Genomic DNA, 14701 nt, shown 5'->3' with positions numbered 1-14701 from the left:
AGGAGGAACAACATGCCTGCCATTAGATTTTCTACAAGACACGAAGAGTCCCCGACTTGTTCGCATGCAGCAGGAACGGCTCCGTTCGACTATTTACCAAAATCCAGTCTGGACAGGCTTCGTAAAAACAATCATTTCCTGATTCATGCATTCCAGAACAGTATCTCGGTTATCCAAGAGAATTTAACGGGCACTTATCTTTTTTTACTAACAGATACCAACGGTGTGCTCCTCTCTATGAATTACAGTTCAGATCTTAAAGATGCAGTAGAACATTCCCCCATTCGTCCGGGCATGTTCTTCACTGCACAGAGCTGTGGTGTAAACGCCATATCTGTAACGATGGAAAGCAACAAGCCTGTACTTCTGCTGCCCGAGCAGCATGAAAGTCCCTATTTTCAAAGCTGGCATTGTTACGCCGCACCTCTGTTCATGGGATCGCAACATGTAGGTTATCTGGATGTGTCCACCATTAATGCCGATATGCAGGGTGAACTGATCGCCATTGCCAAGCTAATTCCAGCGTACATGCAGAACTGTTATCAGAGTCAACAGACTGCTGAACTGTGCGACAAACCGGCAGTGGAGTTCACCGAGCGTCAGTTAACCATCCTGGAGATGATCGCCGGAGGCCTCACGGTAAAAGCCATTGCTTTGAAATTAAAGATCAAGGAATGCACCGTGAATCATCACAAAAAAGTGATTTTTAACAAATTAGGTGTGCAATCCAGCACAGAAGCTGTTTCAATTGCCAGCCGAATGTCTTATGTATAGAAGACCCCTATAGATTCCTATAGGTAGTATATGAGAACGTTTGTGCTACAATTTAGGAAACAGGTAACATGTAGAGAGAGAAAAACAAACACACACACATTTCAGGAGGGTAATATGACAATTCCAAAAAAAGTTTCTTTATTCGCCATGCTCATTATGATTATGATGGTTGCCGCCGCTTGCGGTGACAAAGCAGATAACACAGCCGCAACAGAAGAGCCTACCCCGACAGAAACAACGACGGGTACTGATTCTGAACCAGCGAGTACAGAAGAAACAGAGAACACAGAACCAGCAAGCGAAGAGTCCAAGGAAACTGATAATTCCCAAGACGTTGAGCTGGGGACTACGGAAAAAGGTTCTTACACCAATGACTATTTCGGCGTATCTCTGAAATTCCCGGAAGCATGGGAGTTCCAGGATGCTGCAGGCATGAATGAGCTGACAAGTGCTTCATCCGAAGCGATTGCTGGTGATGATGAAACGAAGAAAAAACAAATTGAGCTGTCCCAGACCAAAACATTGAATCTGCTTATGGCTTCAAAGTACCCATTGGACGGAGGTCAAGTTGGCCCATCCGCTATGGCCATTGCTGAGAAAGTAAGCTTGTTGCAAGGCATTCGTACAGGTAAAGACTACCTGGAAGCAACCAAAAAATTCATGGTGGATAGCCAGTTCCCTTACGATTATAAAGAAATGACAACGGAAACCATCGGTGGTAAAGAGATGGATCTGATGCAAATCACGATGGATCCAGGTGACGGTTCAACCGTTACTCAAGATTACTATAGTACAATTATTGAAGGATATGCTTTCAACTTCATCTTCACTTACATGGATGATAAGACCAAAGCCGAGATTGATACCATCAAAAAATCGGTTCAATTCAAATAATCGCTTTTGATTACTGCCATTATACGAAGATATAACTCAACCCCGATAACGATCTGTGGAGATCATCGTCGGGGTTCTTTTGTATTTGAAAAAGACTATATCTTGCACTAACTAACTAGATATTGCGACCCAATGTCCATCCGTGACTTCTACCCACTTGGAATGTTCCAGATTATAACGGTCCTCTACTTCAACATTTTCTCTTGTTGTTTCTTTGACAACATGTCTCTTTTTCTTCGCTTCTACCGCTGGGTCAGGCACAGGAATAGCAGACAGCAATGCCTTGGTGTAAGCATGTTGCGGGTTGGAGTAGAGTTCTTCACTCTCAGCCAGCTCCACAATTTTCCCATTATACATGACAGCCACTCGATCACTGATATGTTTAACCATGGACAAGTCATGCGCGATGAAGAGATACGTCAATCCGAGTCGCTGCTGTAACTCTTCAAGCAATTGTACGATCTGAGCCTGTATCGACACATCCAGTGCAGACAACGGCTCATCACATACGATGAATTCAGGTTCCACAGCCAGAGCTCGTGCAATACCGATCCGCTGTCTCTGTCCACCCGAGAATTCATGTGGATAACGCTGCGCATGGGTAGGATCAAGACCCACCATCTCCAGTAGTTCCTCCACCCGCTTCTCCCGCTGAGATGCTGTACCTGCAAGTTGATGAATATCAAGCGCTTCTCCAATGATATCCATAATCCTCATTTTGGGATTCAAAGATGCATAGGGGTCTTGGAAAATAATCTGCATATGTCTGCGCATCGTTTTCATCTCTGAAGCTGACAGACGATTGAGCGGGACTCCTTTAAACAGTACATCTCCACCTGTTGGCTCATGCAACCGCAGAATCGCACGCCCCGTCGTTGATTTTCCGCTGCCGGATTCCCCTACAACGCCGAGTGTCTCTCCTTGACGAATATGGAAACTGATATCATTCACAGCCTTTAAGGTGTTGCCTTTCCCCAGATTAAAATGTTGTCTGAGCGATTTCACCTCAAGCAACGGCTGATCATCCTCCAGATCTCTCGGGACCAATGATACCGGTTTTGGCTTTTTCTTCTGATCCAGACGTGGTAATGCATTCAGAAGTCTGATCGTATACGGGTGTTTGGGATTAGCAAAAATCTCTGTCGTAGTCCCGGTTTCCACAATCTGTCCTTCTTTCATAACAACAACCCGATCACACATGCCTGCCACTACGCCCAGATCATGCGTGATCAGAATAATCGATGTACCCAGTTGGTCCTGCATATCTTTCATCAAATTCAGAATCTGAGCTTGAATTGTAACATCCAGTGCGGTTGTCGGCTCATCGGCAATGAGCAATTCAGGACGACAAGCAAGTGCAATACCAATCATGACCCGCTGGCGCATGCCTCCGGAGAATTCGTGCGGATACTGGTTGTAGCGTATTTCGCTGCGAGTTATCCCCACCCGCTCCATCATGGCAATCGCCTGTTTCTTGGCTTCCTTTTTGGACACCTTCTGGTGTTTGATGAGACTCTCGGAGATCTGTTTCCCCACTTTAATGGTCGGATTAAGAGAACTCATCGGGTCTTGAAAGATCATGCCAATATCACGCCCACGGATGCTTTCCATCTCTTTCTGCGTTTTATTGGCCAAGTCGACCCCTTTAAAAAGAATCTCTCCATTTTTCATCTGCGAAGGCGGCGATGCAAGCAGCCTCATAATGGAACGTGCGGTTACACTTTTTCCGCTGCCCGATTCTCCTACAATGCCCAATGTCTCGCCTTTTCGTACTTCAAAACTCACTTCTCGCACTGCCTGAAACTCACTCTCTCCAGAGTGAAACGAGACAGATAGATCATTAACTTTCAGTAAAGGTTCCATGCCATCACCAGCTCTCATCCATTTTTCACATTCACTCATCTCATATGTATACCATTTAATTCCTTGACAATTGTTTAGACCATAAATAATATATACTATATCAATCGGAATAATGCAATTTAAACCTGAATGAAAGGAGGCACGCTTGGTTTGAATCTTGCAGAAGGCAGCAGACTCTCGCGGTTGGTGCACAATTTAAGTTTTATTTATGGCAAAATGCTGCTTCATCCTTCCTACCGATATGTTCTGTTCATTCTTGGATTACCGATCAATCTGGTCGTGTTTCTAATATGGCGTTCGAATCGAAAAAATGACGGCTGGGTAGCTGCCAGGCAGGCAGCTGAGCAAGAACTGCTCGCTTCTTCCTACCGGAACAAGCTGAAGTTGGAAGTGGAAGAACAACTGCGTCGCAAACATCGTTTTTTCCAGCAGCAGGTCAGTGAGGGAGAATTCAAGCGTCAGACCGAGGAATGGTTGGAAGAAAGTGTTCAGGCAGAGTTGAAGGAGCGGACATCCCGCATACTTCAGGAACAAGGAAATCAACGTCTTACAATGGCTGATACGTTCCACTCACTGATTAACAAACCATGGTTTTTCGCGATATCGATTATTCCCGGCTGTCTGATGTATGGCATCCTGTTTTTGTATGGAAATCCTTATCTAAAGTACATATTTGAAAGAATACTGATGACGGTATTTGTCATTCTGGGTGTAGCAACACTCGTATTTACGATTTTGTATCTGTCTCCGTTCAACCCGGCAGCCAACATTCTCGGAGAGACAGCAACGCAGGAACAGATTGCAGCATTCAATCAGGTGTATGGCTTGGATCAGCCTTATCTTACACAGCTCTGGAACAATATTAAGGGAGTTGCTCTCTTCGACCTTGGCAAGTCTTTTGCAGGAAATGAAGACGTAACAGCAACGATTGCAAGGAAGTTTCCGATTACATTGACCCTCGCGGTCATCTCCCTGCTGTTAGCACTTGTCATTGCATTACCCATCGGTATTATCTCAGCGATTAAGCCTAATTCATGGTTCGATTATACATTTATGTTTATCGCTCTGATTGGATTATCGATCCCGAATTTCTGGCAAGGACTTATTTTCATTCTGAACTTTTCGATCAAACTGCAGTGGCTTCCCGCCACCTTCAACCCGCAGAACTGGCTGTCGATCATTATGCCAACCATTGTGCTGGGCACGGGACTTACGGCTGCGGTGGCACGGATGACCCGGTCTTCTACACTGGAAGTCATTCATGAGGATTATGTCATGACTGCCCGCGCCAAGGGGTTAAGCGAACGTCAGGTCATGCTGAAACACGCTGTACGTAATGCATTGATTCCAATTGTAACGGTGGTTGGACTTCAATTCGGAGCCATGCTGGGCGGGGCAGCAGTGACGGAGAAAGTGTTTAATATCAGCGGTCTCGGCAGCTACATTGTGGATAAACAATTTATCCCCGATATTCCGAGTATCATGGGCGGAGTAATCTACACAGCCATTACAATCTCCATTATCAATGTAGCGGTTGATCTGCTGTACGCTTTTATTGATCCAAGAGTGCGCTCCAAGATGAAACAATATTAAAGTGTGTGTTGAACTACCTCTTAAAGCAGGTGTATTATGACAAACTCTTCCTTAACACAAGAAATGCGTTTCCGACTTAAGTCTTCTCGAGAATACAGTCAGGCAAGCTTCGCCTGGATCACGTCCCTTCTCTTGACTGCCTTGTTGCTGTTCAACAGTTATGACTGGAGCGGACAGACGTTCAAACCATTTCTGCTAACGATACTTGGGATCTATGTATTCTTCACACTGGTCCAAAGTGTCATCACCCTTCGGATTCGAAAAGACTTGATCCGTACCGGTACGGTCTCTGTTCTAACTCGCAGGTTAGCTTGGGTTCAGCTACTTGCCATCATTTCAGGCAATATATTTATCGTAACGGCAGCCTTTCACCTGATTCGAAAAGCGAGGAATGTGGAGTATACCTTTGCGGTGTATATGCTGTTAACTCAGCTGTTCGTCATCGGTGTATCTGCGTTAAATGTTTTCAAACCCTATGTGGCTGATCACTTTCTGCCAGCCATGGCGGTGCTCATATTTATTCTGATCATCGACCTGGTCGTACTGATTATCGTATCCCGATATAACGCGACCTCTATCCTCCCTCGCTGGATGATCGGTGTCAGTGTAATACTGATTCTGACCTCGATCACTGGTAATGTATTTGCACTATTGCTCGGCATTTCCATCATTGGACGCATTCGCAGACAGGGGAAACAAAAATCAAACTTCTGGAACGATCTGTGGGAGCGCCTTGCTCCGAATATGACTGCCATGTCCGGTTTGTTTTTTATCATTTTTCTGTTCTCGATATCGATCTGCAGCTTTTTTACCTTTGACTACAGCATGGCTGTGGAAAATAACTACTCGGCTCTGCTTCAACCGCCTTCCCTTGCGTATCCCTTGGGAACGGACGACTTCGGACGATGTTTATTTTCCCGGATTGTATTTGGTGCCCGGATCTCCTTAATCGTAGGTTGCATGTCGACCATCATTCCTGTATTGATCGGCGGAGTCCTCGGAGCATTCTCCGGTTTCTACGGAAGGCATACGGATAACATCATCATGCGGCTGCTTGATATTCTCTATGCCATTCCGGGAATTCTGCTCGCCATTGCCATTATTGCGGCGTTTGGAGCCAATACGGTCAATCTCATTCTGGCGCTGAGTCTGGGTTCAATTCCAACTTACGCCCGTACGATGAGAGCCAGTGTGCTCTATGTATCCACTTTTGAATTTGTGGAAGCTGCACGTGCACTGGGGTACAACAATCGTACGATTATTTTCAAACACATTATTCCCAACTCCCTTGCGCCCATGATTATCAAGTCCACACTCACGATTGGTGGAGCTGTTATCGCTACCAGCAGCTTGAGTTATCTGGGACTCGGCGTGGAGCCGCATATTCCGGAATGGGGTAACATTCTGAAGCTCGGCAGTACATACCTGGAGACCCACTCTTATCTGGCGATTTATCCAGGGTTGGCTATTATTCTGCTGGTTCTTTCGTTTAACTTTCTCGGTGACGGTCTGCGTGATGCGCTTGATCCCAAGCTGGAGAAGGCCTAAATGATTTGTTGAAATGAATGATATATAAAAAAAAGAATTCACACATCACACATTCAAGATATGGAGGGTAATCCCATGAAAAAACGTACACTGATCTCATTGCTATTAATTCTCGTCATTGTGATTTCCGGCTGCAGTGTAAAAACAAAAACCGAATCCCAGGCGGAGACCGCACCAGCGGATACAACAGAAACTGCACAAAAACCGGCTGACATTGAACTGCTCGCCATGAGTTCTTCCGAAAATGATGTAAACATTGTCCGCGACCAACTGACCAAAAACGGCTTCAATGTGAAGCTGAACCTGCAGCCGGATTACGGCAGCTTCAAATCCCAGCAGGATGCAGGGAATTATGACATTGCCTTGTCCAGCTGGACAACGGTAACGGGAAATCCCGATTATGCGGTACGTTCCCTTTTCAAAACAGGTGGAGATTACAGTATCCTTGCAGATGCGGAACTTGATAAGCTCATCGATCAGGCAGCTACTCAAACTCCAGATGAGTACAAAGACACGTACAAACAATTGGAAGATCGCTTGGTAACGGATCAGGCGTATATCGCACCTTTGTACATTTCCCTGAAAAGTCAGGCTGTGAACAAAGACATTCTGAATGTCGACACCGTTCGTCTCTCCAAATCCCGCGCGATGGCTTGGGAACCGATTGAGTTCAAGGACAGCTCCAAAAATGCCAAAGATCCGTTGATTCTGACGCAAAGCGCATCCGTACTGACTTCCCTTGATCCAATCAAAGGAAACGACGGCTCCATCAACCAGTTGAACACCAATATGTATGTACGTCTCGTTAACTTGACAGATGACGATCAGCTGACAGCAGAAGGATCACTGTCCCATAATTTCAGTATTGCTGAAGGTAATTCGGACTACTACTTCATTCTCAGAGACGATATCAACTTTGCGAAGATTGATAACAAAAAAGCTGTAGATACAGGAGAACGTGTCGGTGCAGATGATGTGATCTTCTCCCTGGATCGTGCTAAAAATAAAGATTCCGTTCCGGATCACCGGACGTACAGTCTGCATGAACACATCAAAGAAGCTGAGGTTGTAACGGATCTGAGTGCATTACAATCCATTAAACAATCCAGCGGTAACGGTACAATCCTCGAAGCATTGGAACAAGGACTGGGCAGCAAAATTACAGAACTCGTGACGGACAAAACCAAAGCAGATAATAGCGCAGGTAAATATCAGGTAGTTAAACTGACAACAACTGAACCTTTCCCGCAAGTACTGAACTACCTGGCTCACCAATCTGCGGGTATCGTGTCCAAAAAACAGGTGGAGAGCATCAACACATATGATGTAGCTTCCTTTGACGTCAACAAAGATATTCCTTACGGTGACCAGAACACGGTGACTGAAGGCGCAGCATACAATAACACGCTTTATACTAGCGGACCTTATATTTTGTCTTATAAAAATGACTATGAAGGTGTATTCTTAAAAAATCCGGCCTACCGTAAAGGCACGGAAGATGAACCAAAAATTGCTCAGGTTAATGTCCGATTCATCGCGGATGCAGACAGCGCCCTCTCTGCTCTTCGCAGCAGTGAAATTCACTTATACTACGGTGTACCTGAAACCAAGTATGACATCATCGAAAATGACAATAAGCTGAAACTGCAAAGCATTCCAAGTAACGCCGTTTCTTATCTCTTGTTTAACACAGCCAATCGTGATGTTGCCAAGAGCAGCGACTTGAGAAAAGCCGTACTGTACTCCATTAATCAGGATGAGATTTTGAGTTTCTACAAGAACAACAAACTTAAAGCATACTCTACAGTAAGCCCGCTCGTTCAGACCGGGAATGAATTGAAAGCTGATCCTGCAAAAGTAAAAGAATTCTTGAGTAACTACAACGCCTCCAAGTAAACGTATAACAAAAAAAGGTTGTCACCAGGATCATCTATTTGATCCTGATGGCAGCCTTTTTTATTCTTCCAGCACACGGCAATCTGCCAGAACATCGGGATAATTTCGCATGCTGTCCTCACCAGTAATTTTGCGAATAACTTTGCACGGTACGCCTGCTGCAAAAGAATGCGGTGGAATATCACGAGTCACCACGCTACCTGCTCCGATCACACAGCCGTCTCCAATCGTTACGCCCCCGCACACTGTGACGTTTGCCGAGATCCATACATCGTTACCAATCGTGACCGGTTTGGCATAACATAGCGACTTCACATCACCGTTCTGGTCCACCATATGTCTCCGCTCGCTGGCAATCATGGGGTGAATGGGGGTAACAATCGTAACATTGGGTCCAAAACTGGTATAGTCCCCGATCGTCACTTGCGCATCGTCTTGTATCGTCAGATTGTAATTACCGAAGAAGTGATCGCCTATCCGGGTATGCACACCATAATGAAAGAAGATGGGGCCTTGCATAAATCCACCTTCACCGATCTGCCCCAGTAGCTCTTGCAATATCTGATTCCTTTCCTCAGTCTGTTCTTCAAAGGTCTGACTGTAACGCTGACTGAGATTATGGGCCCGCCTTTTGATGGTCTTTAATTCCGGATCACTTGGACTAAACAACATGCCCTGCATGATTCTCTCTTCTTCACGCATCATGAATCCTCCTCTACAAGAGTTAGCTTATAAAATAAAAGCCACAGACATGGCCTGTGGGGTTATAACGCTTCTGATAGAATGCCTGACTTCAACGCCTGAAGCACCATTCCTCGTAACCCAGCATCAAAATCATGTTGGAACGAGTCCTGATGTACAATCTCCGGCAACGACGGCATGGGGTGATCCTTCCCGTACTGTTTCCACGCCAAATCCAGTTCTTCTCTCTCCACACGTTCCTGATAAATGACAATCTGGTGCGGGGCAACGACGGCATTAATCGTTTGCAGAATATGACATACCTGCACTACAAAATCATCTTTGCTCATGTCGCGTTTCCAATCAGGTGAATATGGAAGATACTTGATCTCACCAAACATCCCGTTTTTCCCCCGGATCATCTGTCCATTCAACATCATGCCCATACCCGGCGGGTATCGGTTCGGAAAATAAATTCCTGCTACACTCTGTTCCTTCATATCCGCATGCTGTGTACAGTATCCGCTAATCGCTGCATTAACATCATTCTCCACGAGAACGTTCAGTTGGAACTCGCTCTCGATCTCCCGTATCAGATGTGAATGGATAAGCTCTTCATGACTGCTCACCGTGATATCCCCATCCACGGCTTGCCCCGGAATACCGATGCCGATCATATCAATGGAAGGGTACTCCGCAACGAAACGCGCGATAAGTTGCAGCACATGTTGTTTATCAAAAGCAGGCAAGATGCTCTCTTCCTTCAGCACAACTTTATTCTCCAGATTCATGACCGTTGCCGAAATCAACTCCTGGCCTTTCATCTCTTTGATGTAAAGAACCAAAGCAAGCTTGAAGTTATAATTATATCGATATGCCTGAGCAGGACGACCGCCGTTAGAGGGAACCACTTTATCCTGGAACAACTCTCCGCCATCACATAATTCCTGAATCAGTGCATTAATGGTAACAACACTAAGATTGGTTAGTGAAGCTAATTGCGGTTTGGTCGCCGTTTCAATCTGCTGCATGACTTCACGCACATTATTCATATTGATGTATTTCATCATTGTAGCATTGGCTTTTTTCATAACCCTCTCGTTTCTACTCTGGTTCAATTGAGCCAAAGCAATGGTATGGATGTCATTTCACTCCATATCATAACATAATGACTTACTCGAACACATGAGTCCCACCGTGCTGGCACTGGATCGAAATCGGCAGAGCTACTTTGTTCACTCAAACAAATCATCCATTGACTTCACAGGCTTCACTTCAATCGGTTGTTTTGACAAGGCCATACTGGCATAGGTACCTGCCCATATTATAACTGCCATAATAACGTATACCATCCATACTTACCTCCCTGTTTCATGCGGATTTATGATTTTGCGATACTCATCATATGTGCTTATTTCTCCTCTTAATAAATACACTTTATAAAGTATATTACGTAAGTATGCGAGGATAATAGTTCTTTGTCAATATGATTTAGATTTATCCGAGCCCTTTTCAGTCCAAGGAACATGTGGACAACATGACTACAACAACACGTATCATCTCGATGCCCATAAAAAATAGCTGCCAAAAGAATCATTTAACGATTCTTTCGGCAGCCGTTTGTTCAATATACCAGCAGTTTATTTTGAATAGACTCGCTGTACAGCAGGCAATAAAGTCACAACTTGAATACCCACTCCCCATGCAAAATAGACCAAGTGAATAATAGAGACATCCTGAATCCAGTACACCTGCGCCATAATCCAGATGATGAGTGCAAACCCCGTGTACAAGGAAAAAGTCCAAGCCCAGTAGCGGTCAGGATAGAGATTCAGTCTCTCACCCAAGCCCCAATGAGCGTACCGGATGAGCGCAATAGCAATCATTGTAGGCATCACGCCAAGTACCAGCAATAGGATGATCCCCGGGAACAAAAAACTGGAAAACGGGGAATTCCGCAACAAAGATGCGGGCAAATTCACCATACTTCCAGATGGGTCTATGATTAAAATGACGCCTCCAACAATCGCCCCAATCCCCAGCATTCCATGCATCAAAATGAGTAACCACGATCTGCCTTCACTCTGCTTCATCATGAATTGCTCCTTCCGTCCTCTCGTTTCTCAACCTCATACAGTCATTCATAGGCGGATTATTATCAAACCCTCTAGTACCATTCTCACACATGCCGTGCATTGTTCCTGTGCTTCTTTTCACTATATTGGTCTCGAAAATCATTCGTAATGGAAAAACTTGATAAAAGAACGTACGTTCGGTATAATGGAATTATCCTGAATAAGCGAGAGGCAGATATGGACGACAAATTTATTAAGGAATTACGCGAGATTAGTCGGGATGACAGACGAAGATCGGAATTTATGATTCAAGGTTTGAAGGAAACACTGCAAGAACGCAAAGAAGAAGGTTTACTCAAGCGCTGGATACGGCGTAAGAAAACAGAGAAAAAAATCTCTCAAAGATTTAATCAAGATCCTCACTCGGATCAAAAGTAACAACATAAAAAGGAGGCGGAATACGCCTCCCTTGCTATTTACATAAGTGAATTATTTAGATTAGTTAGTTGTGAGTTAATCCATAAGTTTGCCAAAGCACAGATTTATGCTTCTAATAAATCAAATCCTAGCTAGACTTGGTTCCTGATAAGCTTACTTACCTGTTGCCAGTTTATTGCCTTTATGTGTTAATCTAGTCCAAGGGACTTTCTTATAAAGGGAGGGAAAATATGACAAATACTTCGGGCTCAATATCAAAAAAGAAGGCGATAATTCTGGTGACAGGAATGTCGGGTACAGGTAAATCAACGGTTCTGGGCGAACTTGCTCATAGGGGGCATAGAGTTATCGACACCGATTATGATGGTTGGAGTGAGAATGTGGATGGTTCTGGGTGGTTATGGCACGAGAATCGAATTGATGAGCTGCTCACTGAACATAGCGAAGGTACTTTATTCATTTCAGGTTGTGTATCAAATCAGGGGAAGTTTTACCCGATGTTCGATGCAGTAGTGTTGTTAAGTGCCCCCCTCGAAGTAATCCTTGAACGTATAGCTTCCCGTAAGACGAACGATTATGGAAAAACTGTCGAACAACGTGAAGAAATTATACAAAACGTCGCTAGTGTTGAGCCTCTCTTACGTGCTGGAGCTACTGTTGAGATCGACACCAGGAAGCCGCTTGATGAAGTTGTAACCGAGCTTGAGCTCATTGCCAACTCCACTAGCTGATCACTTCTTCACACTGTACAAAAGCGCCCAGTTCAATCTAAGTACCTGGTTAAACTAAACTGCCCGTTAGTTCAATACACGATCCCTCGTACAACTAAACACTTCTTTGAAGCTTGACATTAAATTCTGTCGTTGACGCAGTGACATACTCCATATAATTCACAGAGCCGTTAAAGTTCAAATAAGCTTCATATCGCATGCGGATTCCAGGTGAAGTAATCAAATTCAGAACGATTTCCTTTGGAACCCGCCTGCATTCGCTCGTTTCATTAGAAGTAGCTAACTCTCGACTCACAGCTTTACACACGAAATCAAACATGACCTTCGTAGGGACATCAGTCACACCGTCATACCACTTATGGATTGCTGTATTCGAAATAACACTAATCAAATAACTAACCGTGGCATCTATTCCACTTTCCTCTTTGATTTCACGGATGACACCATCAATCAGGTTTTATCCTACTTCAGTTATCCCACCAGGATACACCCAACCATCGTCATGGGCTTTTACAAAAAGGATATTTCCAGTTCCATCTTCTACAATTCCACCTGCAGATACAATATGTGTCGGGAACACCATTCTACAACCTCCAAATAAGATAAAGTTGTATATTTATTCCACATACTTCTCATACTTTACTGCCTTTGTGAATTTCTAAAAGATACTGTCGACATGATTGAACTAACTTGCCCGTTAGCTTAACGCAAAAGAACCCCTATAGATTAGCTCGCTATATACTCGAATATCAATCTATTTGGGGGCCCACGGCAACTTTATGTTTCCAATTTCGACTCCTGACAAACTTATGCTTCTGTTTGTGTTCCGAAAAGCAAAAAACAACGGAAATTAAAGCAATTTCCGGCACACATATAGGTGAAAATTTATCTTCTTATGGTTTAAGTCACAGCTGATGCATCATTTGAATTAATCTGCAACGGATGTATAAGTACCCTTTGTGCACCCCCTCATTAACTCCAAGATCTGCACCTTTCTGTTCAAACTGGGCCGCCAATGAGCCATCTTGAATCATATAGAGCAGGTCCTGTTCGGCCGCAGCATCCATATCCCTGGTGAACAACAAGGAAGCCCCGGCCATTTCCAGCAAAAAGACAACGGAATCATGATTCTGGTGTTCAGACACAGGCAAACTGCCTGAAGCTTCTACTTCCATGTGTGCCAGATCTGGAGCTATAAAATGTAAACTCGTCTCCTTATCAGCCTTATAGGACATGCCCTGCTGAATGGCGTATAGAGGAATGTTCCGTTCCATGGCTGTGTCCAGTAATTTATCAAAGTTTTCTTTACCACTGGTTGTGCCATTAAACATTAAACATGAAACGTTTAACCGAAATCTGTTCCAGCACAGCCTGTAGTCCTCCAATTAAGTTTGAAGAAGGGATTGTTGATTATATAACCAATTTATAGATTTTGTTTATCGATGGAATGTCACACTGTCCTCGATTGAGTCACGACCCATCCGCAAACCATTTACTGGTGCTTCTTTGTCTGGGTAACCAAATGATATTCCAAATAATAATTTTAGTTCGCCCGATACTCCAAGAACTTCACGGACAGTATCAGCAGAAAAGCCTAATGCTGTCTGGGGAATACCGCCTATCCCACGTGCCTCAAGCGCTAGTAGAAATGACTGACCATACATTCCAATATCAGATGCGACACGCACATTATCTCCAAATGAAGGCATAAATAAGAAAGCAACATGGGGTGCATTAAAAAAATTATAATTTTGTGCAGCTGCCTGCTTGCGACCTTTGTAATCTTCTCGTGCTATTCCTTGTGATTCATAATAAGCTTTTCCATGCGTATTTTTGCGTTCGCCATATCGGCCGTAAAAGGCGTTCATATCAAATGTAAAATCTGGTGTATGATTCCCTTCCTCATTCGCGCGTAACAAAGCTTCACTCAATTCATCCTTCTTATCACCTGAAACAATATGAACATTCCAAGGCTGCGTATTGCAATTAGACGGTGTATATTGAGCATCTTCGAGAACCTCACGAATCACTTCTTCCTTAACGGGTGTAGAGAGAAATTGACGCACAGATTGTCGAGAGCGTACAACTTCTTGAAAAGATTTAGTAGTCATTAGTGTAACCTCCTCTTGTTTTTCGATGTTTCTTCACATAATGCTTTTGATAAATCCATGCTTATTTGGATATGATTGAATTGTATTGATTGTTTTT

General features: G+C 44.1%; 14 protein-coding genes. 7 read left to right on the top strand and 7 right to left on the bottom strand.

The features are described from left to right. Positions 1-12: 12 nt before the first annotated feature. Together MHI14_RS07885 and MHI14_RS07880 are read left to right on the top strand one after the other, a co-directional pair. The gene (locus tag MHI14_RS07885) at positions 13-774 is read left to right on the top strand and encodes a LuxR C-terminal-related transcriptional regulator (RefSeq protein WP_341130131.1); all 762 of its coding nucleotides are present in this window, start codon (positions 13-15) and stop codon (positions 772-774) included. Between the two features lie 114 nt (positions 775-888). Further along, positions 889-1668, top strand: coding sequence for a hypothetical protein (locus MHI14_RS07880; RefSeq protein WP_341130130.1), 780 nt, complete (start codon positions 889-891; stop codon positions 1666-1668). A gap of 111 nt (positions 1669-1779) precedes the next feature. Here the strand turns inward: MHI14_RS07880 and MHI14_RS07875 are convergent, their stop codons facing one another. Next, positions 1780-3531, bottom strand: a complete 1752-nt coding sequence (locus MHI14_RS07875; RefSeq protein ID WP_339310290.1) for an ABC transporter ATP-binding protein — start codon at positions 3529-3531, stop codon at positions 1780-1782. Positions 3532-3681: 150 nt separating this feature from the next. On the opposite strand from MHI14_RS07875, the gene MHI14_RS07870 reads away from it, so the two are divergent. The 3 genes from MHI14_RS07870 (at position 3682) to MHI14_RS07860 (ending at position 8568) form a co-directional block, all read left to right on the top strand. Further along, complete coding sequence (locus MHI14_RS07870) at positions 3682-5124, top strand: ABC transporter permease (protein WP_256332201.1); 1443 nt, start codon at positions 3682-3684, stop codon at positions 5122-5124. A 36-nt stretch (positions 5125-5160) separates the two neighbouring features. Further along, positions 5161-6672 carry an ABC transporter permease gene (locus tag MHI14_RS07865; RefSeq protein WP_339789852.1) on the top strand — a complete coding sequence of 504 codons (1512 nt, stop codon included), beginning with the start codon at positions 5161-5163 and terminating at the stop codon, positions 6670-6672. A gap of 75 nt (positions 6673-6747) precedes the next feature. Next, entirely contained in the window at positions 6748-8568 is a 1821-nt protein-coding gene (locus MHI14_RS07860; protein WP_341130129.1) for an ABC transporter substrate-binding protein, read from the top strand. 60 nt (positions 8569-8628) lie between these two features. Here MHI14_RS07860 and MHI14_RS07855 read toward each other — a convergent pair whose 3' ends face one another. The 3 genes from MHI14_RS07855 to MHI14_RS07845 form a co-directional block, all read right to left on the bottom strand. Next, positions 8629-9270, bottom strand: coding sequence for a sugar O-acetyltransferase (locus tag MHI14_RS07855; protein ID WP_341130128.1), 642 nt, complete (start codon positions 9268-9270; stop codon positions 8629-8631). A 62-nt stretch (positions 9271-9332) separates the two neighbouring features. Then, the gene (locus MHI14_RS07850; RefSeq protein ID WP_341130127.1) at positions 9333-10340 is read right to left on the bottom strand and encodes an ROK family protein; all 1008 of its coding nucleotides are present in this window, start codon (positions 10338-10340) and stop codon (positions 9333-9335) included. 549 nt (positions 10341-10889) lie between these two features. Beyond that, entirely contained in the window at positions 10890-11342 is a 453-nt protein-coding gene (locus MHI14_RS07845) for a hypothetical protein (protein ID WP_341130126.1), read from the bottom strand. A 219-nt stretch (positions 11343-11561) separates the two neighbouring features. Between MHI14_RS07845 and MHI14_RS07840 the strand changes: the two genes are divergently transcribed. Then, on the top strand, positions 11562-11762 hold the full coding sequence (locus MHI14_RS07840) for a hypothetical protein (protein WP_091034774.1): 201 nt from the start codon (positions 11562-11564) through the stop codon (positions 11760-11762). Between the two features lie 230 nt (positions 11763-11992). Beyond that, entirely contained in the window at positions 11993-12493 is a 501-nt protein-coding gene (locus tag MHI14_RS07835) for an AAA family ATPase (protein ID WP_341130125.1), read from the top strand. Positions 12494-12950: 457 nt separating this feature from the next. Here the strand turns inward: MHI14_RS07835 and MHI14_RS07830 are convergent, their stop codons facing one another. The 3 genes from MHI14_RS07830 to MHI14_RS07820 form a co-directional block, all read right to left on the bottom strand. Continuing rightward, positions 12951-13076: a hypothetical protein gene (locus MHI14_RS07830; RefSeq protein WP_339310297.1), complete on the bottom strand. Its 126-nt coding sequence runs from the start codon at positions 13074-13076 to the stop codon at positions 12951-12953. Between the two features lie 322 nt (positions 13077-13398). After that, complete coding sequence (locus MHI14_RS07825) at positions 13399-13824, bottom strand: hypothetical protein (RefSeq protein ID WP_341130124.1); 426 nt, start codon at positions 13822-13824, stop codon at positions 13399-13401. 105 nt (positions 13825-13929) lie between these two features. Continuing rightward, positions 13930-14604, bottom strand: a complete 675-nt coding sequence (locus tag MHI14_RS07820; RefSeq protein WP_091028023.1) for a nitroreductase — start codon at positions 14602-14604, stop codon at positions 13930-13932. Between the last annotated feature and the right edge of the window lie 97 nt (positions 14605-14701).

This window comes from Paenibacillus sp. FSL K6-2393, from assembly GCF_038002545.1.
Taxonomy (GTDB): Bacteria; Bacillota; Bacilli; order Paenibacillales; family Paenibacillaceae; genus Paenibacillus.
The sequence above is the reverse complement of the archived record's forward strand: the minus strand, read 5'-3'. Positions and strand labels throughout refer to the sequence as shown.

Excerpts from the sequence above, each read along its gene's own strand:
- MHI14_RS07885 (WP_341130131.1), top strand. The coding sequence starts at position 13 with ATGCCTGCCATTAGATTTTCTACAAGACACGAAGAGTCCCCGACTTGT.
- MHI14_RS07825 (WP_341130124.1), bottom strand. The coding sequence starts at position 13,824 with ATGTTTAATGGCACAACCAGTGGTAAAGAAAACTTTGATAAATTACTG.
- MHI14_RS07880 (WP_341130130.1), top strand. The coding sequence starts at position 889 with ATGACAATTCCAAAAAAAGTTTCTTTATTCGCCATGCTCATTATGATT.
- MHI14_RS07850 (WP_341130127.1), bottom strand. The coding sequence starts at position 10,340 with ATGAAAAAAGCCAATGCTACAATGATGAAATACATCAATATGAATAAT.
- MHI14_RS07830 (WP_339310297.1), bottom strand. The coding sequence starts at position 13,076 with ATGGTGTTCCCGACACATATTGTATCTGCAGGTGGAATTGTAGAAGAT.
- MHI14_RS07875 (WP_339310290.1), bottom strand. The coding sequence starts at position 3,531 with ATGGAACCTTTACTGAAAGTTAATGATCTATCTGTCTCGTTTCACTCT.
- MHI14_RS07855 (WP_341130128.1), bottom strand. The coding sequence starts at position 9,270 with ATGCGTGAAGAAGAGAGAATCATGCAGGGCATGTTGTTTAGTCCAAGT.
- MHI14_RS07865 (WP_339789852.1), top strand. The coding sequence starts at position 5,161 with ATGACAAACTCTTCCTTAACACAAGAAATGCGTTTCCGACTTAAGTCT.
- MHI14_RS07860 (WP_341130129.1), top strand. The coding sequence starts at position 6,748 with ATGAAAAAACGTACACTGATCTCATTGCTATTAATTCTCGTCATTGTG.
- MHI14_RS07845 (WP_341130126.1), bottom strand. The coding sequence starts at position 11,342 with ATGAAGCAGAGTGAAGGCAGATCGTGGTTACTCATTTTGATGCATGGA.
- MHI14_RS07820 (WP_091028023.1), bottom strand. The coding sequence starts at position 14,604 with ATGACTACTAAATCTTTTCAAGAAGTTGTACGCTCTCGACAATCTGTG.
- MHI14_RS07840 (WP_091034774.1), top strand. The coding sequence starts at position 11,562 with ATGGACGACAAATTTATTAAGGAATTACGCGAGATTAGTCGGGATGAC.
- MHI14_RS07835 (WP_341130125.1), top strand. The coding sequence starts at position 11,993 with ATGACAAATACTTCGGGCTCAATATCAAAAAAGAAGGCGATAATTCTG.